This window comes from Psychrobacillus sp. FSL K6-1464 (assembly GCF_038003145.1).
In the GTDB taxonomy this organism is placed as follows: domain Bacteria; phylum Bacillota; class Bacilli; order Bacillales_A; family Planococcaceae; genus Psychrobacillus; species Psychrobacillus psychrotolerans.
In genome coordinates this window covers 1,133,518-1,153,399 of record NZ_JBBOOP010000001.1, presented here as the reverse complement: position 1 = coordinate 1,153,399, position 19,882 = coordinate 1,133,518, and the positions used below count along the sequence as shown (strand labels likewise).

23 protein-coding genes are annotated in these 19,882 nt (G+C 34.9%); 8 read left to right on the top strand and 15 right to left on the bottom strand.

Annotated features, from left to right (window positions below; all coding sequences use genetic code 11):
* Positions 1 to 76: 76 nt before the first annotated feature.
* Both rpmF and MKX39_RS05480 read right to left on the bottom strand, forming a co-directional pair.
* Positions 77 to 250 carry a 50S ribosomal protein L32 gene (rpmF, locus tag MKX39_RS05485; RefSeq protein ID WP_090562877.1) on the bottom strand — a complete coding sequence of 58 codons (174 nt, stop codon included), beginning with the start codon at positions 248 to 250 and terminating at the stop codon, positions 77 to 79.
* A 24-nt stretch (positions 251 to 274) separates the two neighbouring features.
* Positions 275 to 814, bottom strand: a complete 540-nt coding sequence (locus MKX39_RS05480; protein WP_093535346.1) for a YceD family protein — start codon at positions 812 to 814, stop codon at positions 275 to 277.
* A gap of 124 nt (positions 815 to 938) precedes the next feature.
* Between MKX39_RS05480 and MKX39_RS05475 the strand changes: the two genes are divergently transcribed.
* Positions 939 to 2,153, top strand: coding sequence for a nucleotidyltransferase (locus MKX39_RS05475; protein WP_340768679.1), 1,215 nt, complete (start codon positions 939 to 941; stop codon positions 2,151 to 2,153).
* A 1-nt stretch (position 2,154) separates the two neighbouring features.
* Here the strand turns inward: MKX39_RS05475 and MKX39_RS05470 are convergent, their stop codons facing one another.
* The gene (locus MKX39_RS05470; protein ID WP_093535350.1) at positions 2,155 to 3,201 is read right to left on the bottom strand and encodes a SepM family pheromone-processing serine protease; all 1,047 of its coding nucleotides are present in this window, start codon (positions 3,199 to 3,201) and stop codon (positions 2,155 to 2,157) included.
* Positions 3,202 to 3,297: 96 nt separating this feature from the next.
* Here MKX39_RS05470 and MKX39_RS05465 point away from each other — a divergent pair, with 96 nt between their 5' ends.
* Positions 3,298 to 4,176 (top strand): hypothetical protein, encoded by an 879-nt coding sequence (locus MKX39_RS05465; protein WP_340768678.1) that lies wholly within the window; start codon positions 3,298 to 3,300, stop codon positions 4,174 to 4,176.
* Between the two features lie 295 nt (positions 4,177 to 4,471).
* On the opposite strand, the gene coaD is transcribed toward MKX39_RS05465, so the two are convergent.
* The 3 genes from coaD to MKX39_RS05450 are packed head-to-tail and all read right to left on the bottom strand — an operon-like array spanning position 4,472 to position 6,962.
* Positions 4,472 to 4,957, bottom strand: a complete 486-nt coding sequence (gene coaD, locus MKX39_RS05460) for a pantetheine-phosphate adenylyltransferase (RefSeq protein ID WP_093535354.1) — start codon at positions 4,955 to 4,957, stop codon at positions 4,472 to 4,474.
* A 1-nt stretch (position 4,958) separates the two neighbouring features.
* The gene (rsmD, locus tag MKX39_RS05455) at positions 4,959 to 5,525 is read right to left on the bottom strand and encodes a 16S rRNA (guanine(966)-N(2))-methyltransferase RsmD (RefSeq protein WP_340768677.1); all 567 of its coding nucleotides are present in this window, start codon (positions 5,523 to 5,525) and stop codon (positions 4,959 to 4,961) included.
* Between the two features lie 15 nt (positions 5,526 to 5,540).
* Positions 5,541 to 6,962 (bottom strand): hypothetical protein, encoded by a 1,422-nt coding sequence (locus MKX39_RS05450; protein WP_340768676.1) that lies wholly within the window; start codon positions 6,960 to 6,962, stop codon positions 5,541 to 5,543.
* A gap of 53 nt (positions 6,963 to 7,015) precedes the next feature.
* Here MKX39_RS05450 and MKX39_RS05445 point away from each other — a divergent pair, with 53 nt between their 5' ends.
* Entirely contained in the window at positions 7,016 to 7,402 is a 387-nt protein-coding gene (locus MKX39_RS05445; protein ID WP_093535360.1) for a DUF7147 family protein, read from the top strand.
* Between the two features lie 5 nt (positions 7,403 to 7,407).
* Here the strand turns inward: MKX39_RS05445 and MKX39_RS05440 are convergent, their stop codons facing one another.
* Positions 7,408 to 7,680 (bottom strand): YlbG family protein, encoded by a 273-nt coding sequence (locus MKX39_RS05440; protein WP_090562904.1) that lies wholly within the window; start codon positions 7,678 to 7,680, stop codon positions 7,408 to 7,410.
* A 155-nt stretch (positions 7,681 to 7,835) separates the two neighbouring features.
* Here MKX39_RS05440 and MKX39_RS05435 point away from each other — a divergent pair, with 155 nt between their 5' ends.
* Complete coding sequence (locus MKX39_RS05435; RefSeq protein WP_093535362.1) at positions 7,836 to 8,738, top strand: glycerophosphodiester phosphodiesterase; 903 nt, start codon at positions 7,836 to 7,838, stop codon at positions 8,736 to 8,738.
* Between the two features lie 563 nt (positions 8,739 to 9,301).
* Here MKX39_RS05435 and MKX39_RS05430 read toward each other — a convergent pair.
* Positions 9,302 to 9,751 (bottom strand): YlbF family regulator, encoded by a 450-nt coding sequence (locus MKX39_RS05430; RefSeq protein ID WP_093535364.1) that lies wholly within the window; start codon positions 9,749 to 9,751, stop codon positions 9,302 to 9,304.
* Between the two features lie 83 nt (positions 9,752 to 9,834).
* Between MKX39_RS05430 and MKX39_RS05425 the strand changes: the two genes are divergently transcribed.
* Positions 9,835 to 10,332 (top strand): PaaI family thioesterase, encoded by a 498-nt coding sequence (locus MKX39_RS05425; RefSeq protein WP_340761857.1) that lies wholly within the window; start codon positions 9,835 to 9,837, stop codon positions 10,330 to 10,332.
* On the opposite strand, the gene MKX39_RS05420 is transcribed toward MKX39_RS05425, so the two are convergent.
* Entirely contained in the window at positions 10,281 to 11,861 is a 1,581-nt protein-coding gene (locus tag MKX39_RS05420) for a UDP-N-acetylmuramoyl-L-alanyl-D-glutamate--2,6-diaminopimelate ligase (RefSeq protein ID WP_340768674.1), read from the bottom strand. The two genes, MKX39_RS05425 and MKX39_RS05420, sit on opposite strands and share 52 nt — an antisense overlap.
* Here MKX39_RS05420 and MKX39_RS05415 point away from each other — a divergent pair.
* Positions 11,850 to 12,581: an amino acid kinase family protein gene (locus MKX39_RS05415; RefSeq protein WP_340768673.1), complete on the top strand. Its 732-nt coding sequence runs from the start codon at positions 11,850 to 11,852 to the stop codon at positions 12,579 to 12,581. The genes MKX39_RS05420 and MKX39_RS05415 overlap by 12 nt on opposite strands.
* A 1-nt stretch (position 12,582) precedes the next feature.
* Here the strand turns inward: MKX39_RS05415 and MKX39_RS05410 are convergent, their stop codons facing one another.
* On the bottom strand, positions 12,583 to 13,698 hold the full coding sequence (locus MKX39_RS05410) for a CAP domain-containing protein (protein ID WP_340768672.1): 1,116 nt from the start codon (positions 13,696 to 13,698) through the stop codon (positions 12,583 to 12,585).
* Between the two features lie 124 nt (positions 13,699 to 13,822).
* Here MKX39_RS05410 and MKX39_RS05405 point away from each other — a divergent pair, with 124 nt between their 5' ends.
* The gene (locus MKX39_RS05405; protein WP_340761852.1) at positions 13,823 to 14,188 is read left to right on the top strand and encodes a YugN family protein; all 366 of its coding nucleotides are present in this window, start codon (positions 13,823 to 13,825) and stop codon (positions 14,186 to 14,188) included.
* A 101-nt stretch (positions 14,189 to 14,289) separates the two neighbouring features.
* Entirely contained in the window at positions 14,290 to 15,357 is a 1,068-nt protein-coding gene (gene ytvI / locus MKX39_RS05400; protein WP_340768670.1) for a sporulation integral membrane protein YtvI, read from the top strand.
* A gap of 110 nt (positions 15,358 to 15,467) precedes the next feature.
* On the opposite strand, the gene MKX39_RS05395 is transcribed toward ytvI, so the two are convergent.
* The 5 genes from MKX39_RS05395 to MKX39_RS05375 all read right to left on the bottom strand — a co-directional run bounded on the left by MKX39_RS05395 (position 15,468) and on the right by MKX39_RS05375 (position 19,857).
* Positions 15,468 to 15,929, bottom strand: a complete 462-nt coding sequence (locus MKX39_RS05395; protein ID WP_340761850.1) for a DUF420 domain-containing protein — start codon at positions 15,927 to 15,929, stop codon at positions 15,468 to 15,470.
* A 31-nt stretch (positions 15,930 to 15,960) separates the two neighbouring features.
* A complete protein-coding gene (gene ctaG, locus MKX39_RS05390) occupies positions 15,961 to 16,872 on the bottom strand; it encodes a cytochrome c oxidase assembly factor CtaG (RefSeq protein ID WP_340761849.1) in 912 nt (303 codons plus the stop codon).
* Between the two features lie 156 nt (positions 16,873 to 17,028).
* Positions 17,029 to 17,364 (bottom strand): cytochrome c oxidase subunit IVB, encoded by a 336-nt coding sequence (ctaF, locus tag MKX39_RS05385; protein WP_093535382.1) that lies wholly within the window; start codon positions 17,362 to 17,364, stop codon positions 17,029 to 17,031.
* Position 17,365: 1 nt separating this feature from the next.
* Entirely contained in the window at positions 17,366 to 17,992 is a 627-nt protein-coding gene (locus tag MKX39_RS05380) for a cytochrome (ubi)quinol oxidase subunit III (RefSeq protein WP_340761848.1), read from the bottom strand.
* Positions 17,993 to 17,994: 2 nt separating this feature from the next.
* On the bottom strand, positions 17,995 to 19,857 hold the full coding sequence (locus MKX39_RS05375; protein ID WP_093535386.1) for a cytochrome c oxidase subunit I: 1,863 nt from the start codon (positions 19,855 to 19,857) through the stop codon (positions 17,995 to 17,997).
* Between the last annotated feature and the right edge of the window lie 25 nt (positions 19,858 to 19,882).

The following is a 19,882-nucleotide window of genomic DNA, read 5'->3' as shown; positions in this document are numbered from 1 at the left end:
TTAAAATATATATAGAAAAAAAGACTACCCAAGAGCCATGATCTCTTTGGTAGTCTTTTAAGGAACAAATACTGAATTATTTGCTCAATACTTCTTTCCCTTTGTATTGACCGCAAGATTTACAAATACGGTGAGCCAATTTCATTTCACCACAGTTTGAACAAGCAACCATACCAGGTACGGATAATTTAAAATGTGTACGGCGTTTTCTTTTTACAGTTTTAGAAGTTCTTCTAGCTGGTACTGCCATAGGTGGCACCTCCTTACAGATCTATTATTCGTCTGTCTGATCAAAATACTTTGCTAAATCAGCAAGTCTTGGATCTACTTTTGGTTGTTCATCTTCCTGCATTTCTTTAAGTTCTTCATCTGTTGCATAGCTCCAACCATTTCCACCCTCATGTCTAAAGTGGTCTGCACCTTCTTTATACACTTGCATTGGAATTTCCAGAAGAATTAATTCTTCTAGAACTGGGTCAACGTTAATAACATCCCCTTCTACTACATGAAAATTATCATAGTCGCTAGCAGAAGTTAATGCTGACTCAGACCAGTTGAAGATTTCATCAGATTCAATCTCAAATGGAAATTCTACATCCTCCCATGTGCGTGCACACGGTAAAATAAGAGTTCCAGAAAGCTGAAAGTGACAAGTCATTTGCGCTGCACCAAATGTGCAGTGCCCTTTTACGTGAACGGCTGAAATCCTTCGAACGTCTTGGTTCCGCTTCTTCACGTTTTCGAGTTCCACGAATTCATCTAAAGTTAGTCCGTTCTCACGATATTTAGATAGCTGATGAATTGTCCATTTCATACGATTATCACCTCAAGACAACAAAGTTGATTATATAATGACTGAATTTAGATGTCAAGATAATTTCTTGTCACTACAATATTTTAACATTATACTTGCATAAAAGAAAGGATTTGATTTGAATATGAAAGCAACTGGAATTGTTGTAGAATATAATCCATTTCATAACGGTCATTTACACCATTTGCAACAAACCCGCATCAAAACAAATAGCGATATTATCATTGCTGTGATGTCTGGGAACTTTCTACAGCGCGGCGAACCAGCACTTGTTGACAAATGGACTCGATCAAAAATGGCCGTTGCAGCGGGTGTTGACTTAGTAATTGAACTTCCCTATGCATTTGCAACTGCCCAGGCAAGTGATTTTGCTAAAGGTGCTATTTTCTTGTTAGATGCTTTAAAATGTCATTCCTTTTGTTTCGGCAGTGAAGAGGGATCATTAGAAGCATTTCAAGAAACCTATAATCTATTATTAACCAAAAAAGACGAATATAATACGGCCATTGCAAGTTATATGAAAAAAGGTATTAGTTATCCTAAAGCGTTAAATGAAGCCTATAATGAAATTTCTGAAGCTACGACGGTTCGATTAGTAGATTTATCTAAACCCAATAATATATTAGGATACCATTACATACAGGCTGCAAACCATTTAAATAGTGATATTAAGCCAGAGACAATTCAACGTGTCGTGGCAAATTATCATGATGATGCTCTGAAAACAGAAACTATTGCCAGTGCCACGGGTATTCGCAAATTGCTTTTTGAAGGTCAGAAGCTTTCGGAGGTAAATGCTTTCATGCCTAGTACAAGCCTTTTAGGATTAACAGAATGGGAAAGCAATAACAAATCTTTTGGTAGTTGGGAACAGTTCTATCCAGCATTACGATTACTAATAATTCGCTCCTCTAGAGAAGAGCTTGGTCAAATAGCAGAAATTACCGAAGGGATGGAAAATGCTATTTGGAAAGCGGCAAAAACACATACGAACTTTCAATCTTTTATGCAACAGATAAAATCTAAGCGTTTTACATGGACACGTATTCAGCGGATGCTAACACATATTTATACAGATTTTACTTGGAACCAATTGCGAGAAATCGATTTCCCCACGTATATAAGACCCTTAGCAATGAACAAGAATGGACAGGCATATTTGCAGAGCATAAAAAAAGACTTGCAGCTTCCACTTGTAAGTAGAGTAGCCGCAAGTAAAAAAGATACACAGTTGCAATTAGATATTAAAGCTGCCGACCTCTACTACTTAGGTTTACAGTCTTCGTATGGAGAATCTATGGTTGGAAGTGATTTTCGTATTGCTCCCATTATCGAATAGCTTATTTGGGCTTTAACTGATCTAAATAAGCAAGAGCATCATCAATCGTTTTCACAGGTACGATTTTCATTTTCGTACCTATTTTTCTTGCAGATTTTAGTGCTTCTTCATAATTAGATGTCAAATCAGGATTATTTGCTAAAATAGTTGGATCAATATCATCATCAGGCGCGAACATTATTTCCATGTCTTTATTGTCCGCAGCTATAACTTTTAAATCTATCCCACCAATTCTACCTACTGTCCCATCAGGACCCATTTCACCAGTGCCTGCTATTTTATAGCCCTTCGTAATATCTTCAGGTAATAATTGATTTAAGATTTCCAAGGTGAACATTAGTCCAGCAGATGGTCCTCCAATATCTTCGGAGTTAATATGTACGACAGGAGTTGTTTCCACTTTTTTGTCTGCCGTATAACTAATACCGATACTTGGCGTTTCAAGCACTCCAGGTATTGTTTTAAGGGATACTTCTTTATCCAACTGTTTTCCATCACGCTCAACCTTTAGACGAATGACATCGCCTTCTCCTTTGCCAGTTAAGTATGTTCTTATAGACTCTTCGGTTAATTCTCCGATATCATCCATTTGTAAAATTTTATCGCCAGCTTCTAATATTCCATCAGCTGCACTATCATCCACCACGTTAAAAATAAATATCCCATTATTTGATATAGTGTAGGGCTTATTTGCTCGGTTAAATGCAACTGAAATAGCATTAAATTGAGAATTAGACATAAGCTTTAATTGACGAACATTATATTCTGTTTCATCTTCGTCTTCTTGGCGAATTTCATTTGCTTTGTATATTTTTTGGTTGTCCGTTATTTTGGCAAAAGCATAAGTAAGCGGGGTAGCTTTTGCTAGTGCGATTGTTAGGAGACTCAATGTACCCTCGTCATCCTGATCCCCACCATCTACTTCTACAAATGGTTCAAGTTCGTATGCACCACCTGGTTTAGAAATATAAGAGTCCATTGGATAAAAACCTAACGCTAACACTATTACTACTATGAAAAGAAGGATTATCGGATTTCTCTTCTTCATTTAATTATCCCTCTCTTTCTACAACACATTTGAATATTAGTTTATCACTTCCATTTTTTTCTGACAAAATTTATGTGAACAAAGGATGAATTTTACATGCATAGACTAATAACAATCGGTAGTTGGGCACTTATTATACTTTTATTTTTACAGCCTGGCGTTGCCCACAAAGGTGCACTAGAAGGAATGAGGATTTTCACTACCGCTTTACTACCCTATTTACTCCCCTACTTAGTAATAACACAGCTATTTATTCGTTCTAAAAACTCGTTTTTAAATACTACGAACAAATATAAAATGTATTTAAATATTTATTTGCTAAGTGCAATAGGTGGATTTCCAAGTGGAGCTGCAGTTATAACATCGTTAAAAGATATAGGTACTCTAAATAAAAACAATGCAAGTTGGTTGCTTGCGATATGCCATGCACCTAGTCCAATGTTTGTTATAGGCTTTGTAGGAATTGAAATTTTCCATGCAGAAATTGCTGGCATTAAACTTTTAATCATTATACATGCTGTGAATTTAGTTTTTTTGCTAGTATTTATTGTATTATCTCCACCCATTCAACCAAGTACACATATTCAAAGGCCTTCTGATTCTCCATTTCAGGAAAGTATTAAAGAGACATATCAAATACTATTGCTAATCGGTACAACGGTTATATTTTTTACTACAGTTAGTTTTATCGTATTTGAATCTGTCAAAGAAATTTTACCGAATATTTCCCCTACCTTACTTGTTTTCGTCGCATCTCTCTTTGAAATGACTGGTGGGATTAGCTTAGCTGGTGAAATGTTGTCAGGCTCCGCACTATTACCTTTAGTAGTTGCTTTTATTATTGCTTTTAGTGGTATAAGTATTCATATGCAAATAATCGTTCTTGCTCAAAAAGCAAATATCAGTATTCGTAAATACATTCTTTTCCGCTTTCTTCATATGCTAATAATTCCAGTACTGTTTTTCTTTTTATAACACTTTGAGATAGTAAAAATAATAAAAGATACATAATCTGATATAATGTCTCTTTTAAGACTACAAAATCATATCTCTGTTTAGGCAGACGGTAATATCCATACATTCACTTTAACTGCCCTTATCCTCTATTATCTTAACCCTTAGAGAGTTTAATAGGATAGCTTGAACTGCGTTTGCCTGATAACAGTACAACAGTATTATTCATCCTTTAAAGCGTCATGAATATTGTGCATAAGGCATTTTTATCTATATTTAAAAAAGAACCCTGCATAATCGCAAGGTTCTCTATTCATTAATATGTATTATATTTTTCTATTAATGCTTTCTCTACATGAGATGGCACAAGTTCATCTATTTTGCCCCCATACCTAGCTACTTCTTTTACGATACTTGAGCTTAGGAAGGAATATTGATTTTTGGTCATGATAAAGAACGTTTCTATTTTATTATTTAGTACTCGATTCATAGAAGTGATTTGCATTTCATACTCAAAATCAGAAACAGCCCGTAAACCACGAATAATAACACTTGCATTTACACTTTCAGCATAATCTATCAATAACCCTGAAAATGTTTGAACCTTGACGTTTGGCAAATGAGAAGTAGCATCTATGATCAATTGCATTCTTTCCTCCACAGAGAAAAGTGGGTTTTTGGATGAGTTATTCAAAACAACGATAAAAACCTCTCCAAAAATAGATGCTCCTCGATTTATAATATCTAAATGACCATTCGTAATTGGATCAAAAGTTCCTGGCACTACTGCTATTTTTCCCAATTTAATTCTCCTCTTCTTTAAGGCAACGATAAATAGAGATGACCGTACCTCCATATATCTCTTTTTTCACTAGCTCAAAGTCACCATATGATTTTTCAAGTGTGACATTTTTCTCATGTTCACAAACAATAATAGCAGATTTACTCATACATCCTTTATCTACTAATAATTGAACTAAGTCATAATACACTAACTTGTCATATGGAGGATCCACAAATAATAAGTCAATTTTGAGTTCTCTTTTCTCAATAGCCTTTACCGCTCTCGTAGCATCAGCTTTGAATATTTCACCAGAATCCTCCAAACGACACTTCGTCAAATTATCTTTTATAGTTTGGATAGCTTTTGGATCTTTTTCGATAAAAATACATGTATCAATACCTCTACTTAAAGATTCGATACCCAAGTTACCACTGCCTGCAAACAGGTCAACGGCAATACCGCCATCAAAATATGGACCAATCATATTAAAAATAGACTCTTTTACCTTATCGGTGGTAGGTCTTGTATTCATTCCAGGGACTGCTTTTAATGGCAGTCCTTTCCTCGAACCTGATATTACTCTCATAACTACACTCCAATGCTAAAATAGTGCGGATTGTGTAATATTTATACGTTTTTCTTGTTTCTCAATATTCACTAAAAACAAACGTATCATCCACGCTTCTTCAATATACAACTGCGAACCTATATCTTCAAATGGTTCTGATAAAGCATCATATCTTTTTTCATTTAATACATAGAAAGGTTCTTGAATCGGAAAACGAAATGCTCTTGTTGCATTTTGCACATATAAACCCTTGTCTGTGTGGTTAAGTGTATATCCCAAATTAGAAAGCAGCGGTTCTGCTTCATAAAGAATTTTGCCATCCTTAAAAAGAACTTTCATCTTTTCCTGTTGTAACTCATTGATATATAAGGGTCTATAATCTTCAAATAATAATGGAAAATTTTCAGCCCCTGCCTGCTCATTCAAAACAAAGAAGGAAGTTTTTAGATTGATAATATCTGTCAAAATCTCATCAAACTTTGCTGCAGTAAGTTGTTGTTTGTTGTTAAGTAAAGCAGTTTGAAACTTCTTTCGTTGTTCGGAAGTTAAATAATTTGTTATCGTTTCGTACATCCAACTGGATTTTGGAGAGCCAACAGGCAAGTCTAACAAAAAGCTACTTAGGACTTCAGCTATCAATTGATCCTCTCGAGGTAATTCATATTGTGCTTGTATATTCTTAACGATAAGTTCATTTTGAATAGAAGCAATATCCTCCTGTTGAACAAATGCAATTCGAGAAGCATCAATATTACTTTTGTTTTTCTCAAAAATTACAGCTAAATGTTCGCTATTCATATAATCTAACTCCCCAAGTAAGTTAGTGATTTCATCCGGCAAAGTAGTCGAAGCGTATACTGTAAAATAATCATCTTCATATTGGATAGGCAAGACATTCTGCTGCCAATATAATTCTTCTACATCCCCAGCGCCAATAGAAAGTGAATAATCGATTAGCTCAAGGGAAGTTTTACCGATTAAAGGCAATCCTGATACCCACATACCGCCTCTTTTTAGTTCATCTGTAATTTGAAGTGAAGTTAGCGAAACAGCCCCAGTTTCTATTTTTACTAGGAAGTCTTGGATTAATTGGCCATCCTTTAAACCGTCTACTAAAGGAATTTCATAGGAAATGCTCTGTTTAGAGTTTTCTTTTGCTTTAAACGTCGTCATGTCTTCAGTTAAGCGGTTGCAGCTATCACTCGTATCTAAATCACAGCTTCTATTTTCGCTATTAATCGGCCATGTTACAATAACTTCTTCCTCAGGAAGATTGATAAAATGTTGTTTAATAACAATATTATCCTTTTTTACTTTCATCTCTACATCCTGTTCATAGAAGAATACTTGTCCATTCTCTTCTAATCCTGAAGAGTACGCATCATATTGAAATAAGAGCAAAACACTATTAGTTACAATTAGGAATAGGCATAAAAAACTTAAAACAAATTTCATAGAATTGTCCTCCAACAAAGTGGTAAGATATATGAGAAAGGAAGTGTTTTCAATTGATCCAACGTTTTATAGAACTAGGCGAAGGTTATGGCGATATTTACGAGCTATGTGAACTCGCAAAAGTAAACAAAGAGCGTATACACCAAGCATTTATATTTTCTTCAACTAAAGACGATATAAAATATTTTTCCATAGCAATTGCTCTAAAACCAGTAAATACTGCAAATTTCTTTCCCATATATATATGTCGAGAGGGTATTGTTGAAACCCAAAAAGAATCTAAACGACTCAGTATATTTAAGGAAGCTTTAAACGAAATAGCTATCCAACCTGTAACAGTCGATATAAAACATTCTTCCATCTATGTGGATGTTAATTTATATTATCAGTATATAATCGGTATCTTACGTTTAAACAATTTAATACCACCGCTTCAATAGGCTAGTTACAGTCCGATTTTGTAATCGTATTCTTTTGCTTTATCTGGTTTACTATTTTCAAATTCAGTTTTTAAAAACGGTCTATATGACTCTAAAATTTCCTTGACATAAGGCAGTTTGTTCATCTTTTGCTTAGCAGCGTCAATTTGATCTTGATCGCAATATAATACGACATATTTTTGTCTTTTAGAAATATAATGAACGTGACCAAACTTACGCAAGGATTTAGCTTGTTTTAAATGATGTACATAGACAATTAGTCCTTGTCTTTCTGTCATACTTTTCCCCTCATTTCTTCCTCTCAAGAATAACATAGGGAGGAATTTGATAGCAACAACAACTAACTGACAGTTTTGTGTTCTTTAGATATAATAGGAAAATGCCTATATATTTTTTAAAAAACATTTTACTCTTTTAAGGAGGAATTGAAACTATGGGTAAAAAATCAAATGTAGCTTTCGCACTTGCTGCTGCTGCAGGTGCAGCATGGGCTAGTACTAAAGTACTTTCTAAACCCGAAAGTCGTACCACCAAAAAAGCATTGGAATATGAACAACCTATTATATTGGCTCATCGTGGGGGCTCCGCACTTGCACCCGAATGCTCTCCTTCTGCATTTGAACAAGCCGCCAAACTTGGAGTCCATGGTTTTGAAATTGATATAAGACTAACAAAAGATGAAGAGATAGTTGTATTTCATGATGAAGAATTAAACAGAGTTACTAACTTTACTGGTAGAATATCTGATTATACGTTAGCCCAACTGAAAGAAGCAGATCTTGGGCATCATTTTTTAGATATTGAAGGAGTTCCTTCTTACAAAAATTGTGGAGAACAGATTATCACTTTAGGGGAATTATTAAATTCATATCCACAGATGCTTATCAATATGGATATGAAAGATGCACCCAATACCTATGAAGGTAGTTTAATGCCTTCAAAACTTTGGAGACTTTTAGAGGAACATCAAGCATTCGATCGAGTTGTGGTTGCGAGTTTTTATGATGATCAACTAGATAGATTTAACCTATATGCACAAAACTCGGTTGCAATTGCTGCCAGTGAAAAAGAAGTAAGAAAAGCCTATACAGCATACTCAAGCAAACTAAAACATCTATATCATCCAAAGGCAGATGTTTTTCAGATTCCAGTCAAATCAAATGTATTTCCACTTGATAATCCTGGATTTATAAAGTTTTTGAATTCATTAAATATCCCTGTTCACTATTGGACAATTAATGATCCAGAAGTGATGAAAAAACTTATCAGCAATGGCGCTAAAGGAATAATTACCGACAGACCCGACTTAGCAATGGAAGTTTTGAAATTAGATTAGTTTCTAAATTAGAAGAAGTATGATTCAACTATAATATATATCACCTCTATTGATTTCCGTTTCAGGTGGACCCTTTCCGCGGGGTGAGCGATGAGCCATCACCGTCGCTTCGCGTCGTTGTGATATCTCATCTGTCTCACTCATCCCGCTGGAGTCGCCACCTTACACTGCAATCAATTGAGATAGTAGTGCCCAACTACGGCTAGGACCAAAAAGCGTCCAGTGCAGAAGAAATTACAGTGTTTATAAGGTTACACCTCTTAATCAATCCGTTTCTTCAAATACTTAGATTTATATAACGAAAAATTTTATATTATTAAAAGTGGATTTTGTTGATTGGAACGCAAGGTGGCGACTCCAGCGGGAACAGCGCGAGCTGAAAGCCCCGCAGGAACGCAGTGACGAGGAGATTGAAGCCGTGCCCGCGGAAAGCGTCCGCCTGGAGTGGAAATCAACTTTATTCGAATAATATTACTAATTACATAATTATAAAATTGACTCTTTATTTCTTTATAAAAAAAGATGTGTGCATTTTATGCACACATCTCATAACTTTTGAAACTTTAGGCTGAACAAGAACAAGATCCACCTGTACCGCAGCCACTTCCACAACTAGAACCCGAAGAAGCAAAAAATGGGTTACTAACAGGTACTTTAACACCTTCTGAAACAGATTTACCAATTAATAAACTCACTTCGTCCAGTAAGTCCTGCAATTCGTTCTCAGCGACTTTCAAGTTCGCCACTGCATCTACCATATCTAATTTTCGTTTAGTTACTCGGATGTCTTTCATAACTTTCGAATAATCAGGATGGTATTTCCCGAAACGTTGAACCTCTTCGTATTGCTCTTTTAGCCTAGTGAAGCTATTAACCTCACCTACTAAAGATGTATCTGTATATACAGCACGATGTGCATCTAAGTATTGATAAAATTGTTCAGAGGAAAGAATCATAGTACATAATATATCCGATTGATCCATTATCTCGACCCATTCGTTTGTCATAATCATTTTGATTAACCTCCAATCTTGTTAATCATACCAGAAAAGTAAAAATAAATGCCAAACTATTAACTTATTGTTAGGAGAAAATAATGAACAAACTACAAAATTTATTTGAAACAGTGACAGAAAACGCATCAGAACAAGAACTTAGCCTAGTAAATAACTTTCTAAATGCGATTCAACAAAAACAACAAAATGAAGCACCTACATACTTAAATGCTGTATTTCAAATGGACACCCAGTATGACGAAGGCCAATGTACTGTCACGATGCCAATAACTCCAATCTCGCATAATAGTTTCAATATGCCTCATGGCGGTATTATTGCTACACTTTCCGATAATGCGATGGGTTTTTTAATCAACAAGGATCTACACCCTGAGGGCAAAGGTGCAGTTACAACGAATATGACAATTCATTATGTTAAAGCATCAACAGAAAAAACCTTAATCGCAACTGCTAAATATCTACATAAGGGTCGTCAAACGATAGTTATGGAATGTACGGTAACACAACCGGATGGAAGAAAAATAGCTTATGCTACTGGATCATTTTTTGTGATTAACCCGCCCTCTTCTTCAAAATAGGTATTAACTACATCACGATCAGAAAAAGGGACTACAAGGTCATGTAAAATTTGCTCTTGTTCATGTCCCTTTCCTGCTATTAACACGGTATCCCCTGCTTGCGCCATTTGTAAAGCATATATAATAGCTTTTTTGCGATCTAGTTCTATTTGAAACTTCTGTACATCTAATCCTCTTACAATATCTTTTATAATATCTGCTGGACTTTCACTACGAGGATTATCCGAGGTGATTATAGCCTTTGTTGCAAAAGTTGTCGCAACTTTCCCCATTTCGTTTCTTTTTTTCTTATCTCTATCTCCTCCACATCCAAAAACAACGTAAATATTATTTTTAGCGAAGGATTTAATAGTTGTAAGACATACTTCTAGAGCATCGGGAGTATGCGCATAGTCGATGAATACTTTTATCCCCTTAAGGTTATCAATTTGTTGAAATCTACCAGTTGGAAGTGTTACTGGTTTTATATTTTGTAGCGGGATATTCAAAGTCCATAACGACGCAAGTGCTGCAGCGAGATTCATACCGTTATAAAATCCACTATTTCTCATTCGCACTTCAATCTCTTCGTTCTTTACCTTAAATTTATATATTATCTCGTCTTCTGCTTCATTTTCCTGTTTAAAAGCAACCGCATTACGAGTATCTATACCGAAACTAGTAATAGGTAAAAAAGAATTTTCTGCTACTGATCTACACCAATCATCATCTGCGTTAACTACTAGTTTTTTACATAACGGGACGAGTAATTCTTTTGATTTCTTGTAAGGAACCATTCCCCCATGAAATTCAAGATGATCTTTTCCAATATTTAAAAATACACCTATATCGATTGGATAGCTTCCCAATCGATTGTCCAATAATCCTTGAGAAGATGCTTCTAATATAATGAACTCAACAGAATGCTTGTAACAATGCTGAACAATTTGGATAAAATCATAGAATGGCAACGTAGTATTATTTCGGAAATTTTGCTTCAACTGCCTACCGTTTATAAACACGCCTAATGTTCCAATTACACAAACGGATCTCCTTTGCTGCATGAGTAATTGAGCAATGAAAGATGCAACTGTAGTTTTACCATTAGTACCTGTTATTGCTACAGTTTTCATTTTGGTTCCATATAGTTCGTATGTTTTTTCACTAATTTTCTGCTTTAACCGGTCCAAATCCGAAGGAATAATAATCTGAGGAACACTGCAGTCAGCTATAAAAACTTCTGAAATTATTGCAATTGCCCCTAGTTGAATTGCTTCATCAATAATGCGAAGATTATTTCTTTCGGAAACAAAAATATCCCCTTCTTTAATTTGCTTTGAATAATTGATGATTTTGCTCTTACGGCATATTGAAAAGTCACCGATAATCCTATATGTTAATCCTTCTAAAAGTTCGTTTAACGGATAAATAGTACCACACTCCCTACACCATTCTTGTAAAATCGCATACAGTAAAATGAATTCCCTGTATCGTATGAACGGAGTGTTTGAAATGTCACGAATAGAGTGGTTGAGATTATGATTGTTCAAAAATTTGGCGGTATTGCCATGCAAAATCATCAGAACAGACAATTAGTAATACAACGAATCCAACAAGCAATTAATACCCATCAACAGGTTCTTGTCGTTGTTTCAGCAATGGGACGTAGAGGAAAGCCCTATGCAACTGATACTCTTTTAGATTTGCTTCCTTTAAACGACAGTAGTATTGAAACTGATTTACTCTCCGCATGTGGAGAACTAATCTCGAGTGCCGTATTAACAACAGAACTTAAAGCGCAAGGAATATCTTCTACTCTTCTTTATGGGAAAAGTGCTGGCATTATTACGAACGATACGTATGGAAATGCTCTTATAAAGAAAGTAGATCTTAGTTCTGTAAACCATGCATTTAAAAATTTCCATTGTGTTATCGTTCCTGGTTTTCAAGGTTTTTCAGAAAGTACCCATAATTTCACTACATTAGGAAGAGGAGGTAGTGATTTAACAGCAGTAGTCTATGGCTATCATTTGAATGCAGATGTAGTTGAATTTTATAAAGATGTACCTGGTATAATGACGTCAGATCCGTTTACTAGTGACAATGTGGAACTTATTCCTTTTATGACTTATAAAGAGCTTGAAGAAAAGATTGATGAGCCAATCGAAGTCATACAAAAAAGAGCAGCTACATTCGCTGCTCTTCATCAAGTGCCTTTGCATATTCGGTCATTGTATTTGGATAGTGAAGGTACCTTTGTCTCTAACTAATTTATTGAGGTATGTTTTTGGGTGTATTTACTGCTTTTCGTTCGATAAAGTTTTGAGTATAATAGCTACCGTATACCCCAATACCAGTATGTGTAAAGTCTTTACCTAATAAGATTTCTCGATGGTCTTTAGAGTTCAACCAACCATTTACAGCTTCCCCAGCATCAAAGTAAAAAGCAGCTGTATTACCGGCAGCACTAGAAAATTCAATGGATGATTCTTTCAATTGATCACTAAACTTAGATACTTCAAATTTTTCATTGGCCACAATATTGTTTCTAGCCATTTCTTCACTATTAGCCATCGCTATATTTTGCAATTCATTATCAGATACTAAAAGTTGAAGACCATTCCGATAACGATATACGTTTGTCAGTTCATAAATTTGACGCTCATTGGCACGATCTATTGCTACTTGTGAAAGAGAGTCGGGAGTTTTTGCTTCCACCATAATTCCGTTATATAAAATATCATATGGCTTATGTAACAAAATAGTCTTTGGATCTGTAAATCTCACTGCTTCTAATTGTTGACTTTCTGTATCAATGTATAACATAGCAAATAAATTATCAAACTGAACTAGTATTCTATTGTTTATGTCCTCTTCCGAAAGTGTAAAAGTATACGTATTTGAATCTATGGAAAATGTAATTTCCGATTGTACTAGTGTAAATCGATATATATCAGCTAGTTGTTGCCCAATTTTATATGGAGCCACTTCTACATTTTTTCCAGCTGCAAAGGCTTGAGTTACTTTGTCTCCTTCTATACCTATTAATAAATAAGTTGTAAGAGATTGATTGTACACCCACCATTCATAACCAAATGCTGATGGCTCGGTTCTAGTTGGTTTTCCTAACATCTCCACAACCGATTGGGCCGATTCTCCTACTAATGTTGAAATGCCATCTTTAGGACGTGTAAATACCGTCTCCACCTCCACAACTTCCGGAGTAGTATCAGGAATTACTTGACCTGAATTATTGGAACCAGTTATCAGTTTATTTTCATGTACAGGATTATCAAAATATATAAATATCACTAGTACTATAGCTATAGCGATAACAATTCTAATTAGATTATTCATCATATCTTTTTCACCTTTTTCTTCCCCCATTTCTCCTAGTATACCAAGCTTAACTAGAAAGACACAATGTTACCATTGCAACATTATGAAATTTGCATTAATATTAGTAGGAACAGATTCTATTTGGAATATGAACGTGAGGGAGGACAATTTAATGTATTTCGAAAACACTGGTATAGAAAACACTGTCATTGATCTAAATATATTAGACGATCTTATGAAAAAGCATGGTTTAGTTCGTGCAGGTCAATGGGATTATGAACGTGTAACATATGATAAAAAGTATATAATCAAAGAAGGTACTTTTTATCTTCGAGTATTTGGTTTTACAAAAGATGGCGATGTAGGTGCTCATGATGCGAATATTACTCTTTTAAAACCTGTTATAGGAAAACACTATTATCCTCATGGTGTTGAATATGGTGAAAATGAAGTTTTCCCAAAACATTTACTAAAATCAAGTGAACAAACATTAGCTGCAGTAAAAACAGAGTTAGCTGCTTTTGAAATTCACGCATAATAGGAATATCCTAAAACGCAAGAGTTTCATTCTCTTGCGTTTTTTCTGTTCAAAATTTACTAATTTGTCTATACTGTTAATAAACGATAGAAAAGGAGTGTATGATGGTCTTAAATCTTTTTAAAAAGGAATATATAAAATATCTTTTTGTAAGCATTTTTCTTTTGTTGTTAATAATATTTATCCTTCCAGTTTCCATACCTATTATACTCGCATTACTGACTGCTATTATAATTGAGCCAATTGTAAAGTTCACTCAAAAAACATTTAAATGGAAGCGGAAACCTGCAGTCATAACAAATTTTGCTCTTTTTATCAGTGTCATTTCCGGACTTTTATATTTAATAATAACAAAACTCTTTAGCCAGCTTATTTATACCTCTCAGACTATTCCTACATATATTAATAACTGGACTGGATTATGGATTGATATGCAAAACAGTTTATTTCGATATACAGAAGGACTCCCTAAAGAAGTAGTAGAATCCATTCAAAATAAATTTGACGCTACACTAGAAAGTATGAGAGATGCCCTGCTAGATATACTTAGCTATAGCAATATTACTGCATTGCTGACGAATATTCCAAACTTCTTAGTTAGTTTTATAGTTTTTATTATTGCTCTTTTTTTATTTATGTTAGATTTGCATAATTTACAAGTAAAGTTTTTTTATTATTTAACTGATAATACTGCAAGTAAAGTACGATTTATGTTTGCTAGTATAAAAAAAGTGGCTATTGGATTTATGAAAGCCCAAATTATAGCAAGCTTCATCATCTTAGGTGCAGCATTCCTTGGTCTACTGCTTATTATTACACCAAAATATGCTTTAATAATGGCTGTTGTCATTTGGATAATCGATATCATCCCTATATTAGGTTCAATAGCTATTTTAGCACCTTGGGCTATTTATCATTATTTAACTGGAGACATGGTGATGGGAACCAAATTGGCTATTTTAGCTGTCGTTTTACTAATAATACGTAGAGCAGTGGAACCAAAGTTGATGGGTTCCCAAATGGGTATATCTCCATTAGCAATCCTTATAGCTATGTTTATCGGAGCAAAGCTTTTCGGTTTTATTGGATTTTTAATAGGTCCACTCGTTGTTATCATATTTATCACTGCAAAAGAGTCCGGCATGCTAAAACTAAATTTTAAGGTTTAAATGATTAAGTAAAAGTGCAAAATAGAATGCAGCTACTCTAATGATCTTTAAAAGGCAACGTTCTTATGGAATAAATCCATAAGAACGTTGCCTTTTGTTTTGTTCTTTACCTATCCACCTATTATTGCTTTAATAACTGAGGTAGTTTCTCCACCATGATAGAATACGTATAGCAATAAATACACAGCAACCCCTGTTATTGCAACAAAGAACCAAATAACACTGGTGATTGGCCCAATCTTACGATGCTTTTTAATGTTATTTTTATAACCTAAGTATAAAGTAACTAGGCCAAAAACTGCACCAGTCGTTGCTAATGTAATATGGAATATCAAAAAGATAGTGTAGTAAATTTTAATGTCATCAGGACCACCAAAAGCTGTATTTCCGATGAAAATAGTTCGCGATGCATAGATGATGAAGAAAAGTAAAGCCGAAATTGCAGCAGCAGTCATCGTTTTTTTGTGGGCATTAATTTTTCTTTGTTTAATAAGTGCCCAACCTATTGCAACTAACACCGCACTTAACACGATAAAAAATGTACTTATAGTTGGTAGAACCGGTAAATTCATTAATCATTCTCCTCGAATAACTTTATTAAGTTTAAAGGTCAGCTTGGACTTTTAAATCATCCAGAGCTTTTTGTGTGATTTCATCTGCATTATCTTGTTCATTTTTATACCACTTGAAGAAAATAGACATTAAAAATGCAGCATAAATTATTTCCTGTACGATTTTCATCAGTATTCCACCCAGTTGTTGATCATCGATAGGTGACATATTAGAAAATAATTCAGGTCCACTCAATGATAGTCCTGCTAATGTACTTGCAGGTACACATAGCTCCATTGCTTTCAACCAAACATCTGGATTCGTATACGTATCATATAAAGGTGTCCCAGTAAATATAATTAACGCACATGCAGGAGTTATTAAGACTGCACTGCCTATTATGAAGCCAATCTTCTTTAAACCATGTAGTCGTTGAGTAACTTCCTCAATATCTATAATAGACCACCACATGAAAACTGCTGAGATGAACAGGATAAACGTATATGTGCCATGTAGTCCTTCATCCAGTTTGATAGTATCAAATAACAAAGGAATGTGATAAATCGAAAACAAACCAGAAAATACTATAAGCGCTAGTAATGGCTTTGTTAATATTGGAAAAACCTTACGAACTACTGGCAATTCTATTACTACTTTCCAAACCCACCAAGGAATACCTTTCATCAGTAATGGCGGAACTAACAATAACAATAATGCCATCTGAACCATATGGAAAGAGAACATTATATGTGCCATTAAATCTACAGGTGAACCTTTCACAATATATAAAAGAACTATACCTATTAGAAAATAAGCAGCCTCTTTCTTTTTTAGTGGCTCTGATACTTTAAAGTCATTTCGCCATTTGACCGTTATTAAAAAATATAAAATAGTTAAAAATACTATAACACCAATCATTATAGGGCTCCATAATGCTTGGAATCCAAATATACTTATAGGCATAAGTATCATCGCTCCTTTTTAGGTAACTTCCTCTATTATATAGGTCAAACCCAATAACTTCAATGAACGAACTATGACATTTCCCTATTTTCAAATATCATTTTACTCAAAAAAAGCCGAGACAAAGTTTTTAACTTTGTCTCGGCTTTAAGTTGTTTAACCCCACCAAATAATAGTAAGGAAAGTTAAGATAAAAGTGAAAGCTAACAAAACAGCACTGTATAAGAAAAACGCAACTACCTGATGATTTTTTTCACTCATATGCATGAAGTAGTAAAGCTGTAACACTACTTGAATTGCAGCAAGTAATAAAATCACTGGAACGATTAGATAGACAGAAAATCCAGCAGCTACTGCTGTAAAAGAAATTAAAGTTAAGAATATCATAATCCCAAAAGTAGTAACTTGGTTACGCATATCCTTTTTGCGTTTTTGCTTAATATAATCAAATTCTGTTTGAGATCTCACATAAACTTGAGCGTCGTGTGACATATTAACCAACAACTCCCATCAAGTATACTACTGTAAAGATGAACACCCAAACTACATCAATGAAATGCCAGTATAGGGAAGCAGTATAGTATTTTGGTGCATTATACAAACTAAATCCACGTTTTGCATTACGTACCATTAATAGAATAATCCATCCTAGTCCAATTACAACGTGCAATCCATGAGTACCTACAAGCGTAAAGAATGCAGATGAGAAAGCACTTTGTCCATAATGAAAACCTAAATGTACATAGTGATTAAACTCATAAATTTCTAAACCTAAGAATGCTAATCCCAACAGAACTGTGATAGCCAACCAAGTTTGCATACCTCTAAAATTATGGTTTTTCATATGATACATTGCATACACACTAGTTAGCGATGAAGTTAATAGAATCATCGTCATAATAAATACTAATGGTAATTCGAATAGTGTGTTAGTAGAGAATTCCATCCCACTTGGGCCTTTGTTTTTAAGCGCTAAATACGTAGCAAACAAACTTGCAAATAGTACAGTTTCTCCACCAAGGAATAACCAAAAACCTAAAAACTTATTCTTACCTTCTAAAGTAACTTGCTCAGGATGATCTGGCCAAGTTTGTGGGGTGTACTTTTTATTAAAGTCCATTATTATTTACCCCCTTTATCATTCATTAAATCTTCTTTGTGAATATGGAATCCATGATCATCTTTTATAGAACGAACAGCCATAGAACCAAGTGTAATTGCTAAACCTAATACTATAACAGGAATAGCCCAATCTTTTTCACCGTTATATAATGCTCCAAATGCAGCGATAAACAAACCGAAAGTCATAACAATTGGAATGATTGAATTGTTAGGCATATGGATATCAGAAAGTGGTTCTGCATATGTCATACCTTCTTTATTACCTTCTTGTTTTTCAATCCAGAATGTATCTAATCCACGAACAAGTGGAGTTTGTTTAAAGTTATAAAACGGAACTGGTTGAGGAATAGCCCACTCTAAAGTACGGCCGTCTTCCCATGGATCATTGCCAGCAGGTACATTCTTAACAACTGTTATGATAATGTTCACTACTAGAATAATAACTCCCACTGCCATGAATGCAGCTCCAATTGAACTGATTAAGTTGAATAAATCCCAACCTTGATCTGCTCCGAACGTAAATACGCGACGTGGCATACCCATTAGTCCTAAGAAATGCTGTATGAAGAAAGTTAAATGGAATCCAATAAAGAAGAACCAGAACGTCCATTTACCTAGTTTTTCACTTAACATTTGGTTGAACATTAAAGGCCAATATAAGTGTACTGCTGCTAAAATTGCTAACACTACCCCACCTACGATTACATAGTGGAAATGAGCAACGATAAAGTATGAATCATGTAATTGATAATCAAGCGGAGCTGCTGCTTGCATAATACCAGTTACCCCACCTGCTACGAATGAAGGAATGAATCCTAACGCATAAAGCATTGGAGTTGTAACTTTAATACTTCCTCCCCAAATCGTAAGCAACCAGTTAAATATTTTCATACCAGTAGGAACAGCGATTGCCATAGTAGCAACTGCGAAAATAGCATTGGCTGTTGGTCCTAAACCAACCGTAAACATATGGTGAGCCCAAACCATGAAGCCTAAGAAACCGATTAATACAGTTGCAAAAACCATAGAAGAGTAACCGAATAAACGTTTACGTGAGAATAAAGCAAATATTTCTGAGAATATACCAAACGCAGGTAATATTAAGATGTATACTTCAGGATGCCCGAAAATCCAGAATAAATGCTCCCAAATAATCGTATTACCACCCATTGTATGATCAAAGAAGTTACCACCGAACATGCGGTCTAAGATTAAGAAAAATAAACCAATAGTAAGTGGTGGGAATGCGAATAATATCAATGCACTAGCTACAAATGTAGTCCAAGTAAACAATGGCATACGCATGTATGTCATACCTGGTGCACGCATATTAATGATCGTTACAAGGAAGTTAATACCTCCTATATAAGTACCAGCACCGGCTATTTGAAGTCCAAGTGCATAAAAGTCAATACCATGACCAGGAGACGCTAGCGATAATGATGCGTAAGAAGTCCATCCCGCATCAGGCGCTCCTCCCATAAACCAAGATAGGTTAAGGAAAATACCACCGAACAAGAATAACCAAAATCCAAGTGAATTTAGAAATGGAAAAGCTACGTCACGTGCACCAATTTGAAGTGGCATAACGGCGTTCATAAATCCAAATAATATCGGCATGGCCGCTAGGAAAATCATCGTTGTTCCGTGCATTGTAATAATTTCATTGAACAGTCCAGCACTAACAAAATCATTATCTGGTTGTGCTAATTGAATACGAATAAGCATTGCCTCAATACCACCGATTACGAAGAACAAACCGCCGGCAGCAAGGTACATGACTGCAATTTTTTTATGGTCTACTGTTGTTAAATAGTCCCATAAAGTTGCGCCAAAGCCTTTTTTCTTTGCGATAGAACTCACAACTTTAACCTCCCTCATAATTTAT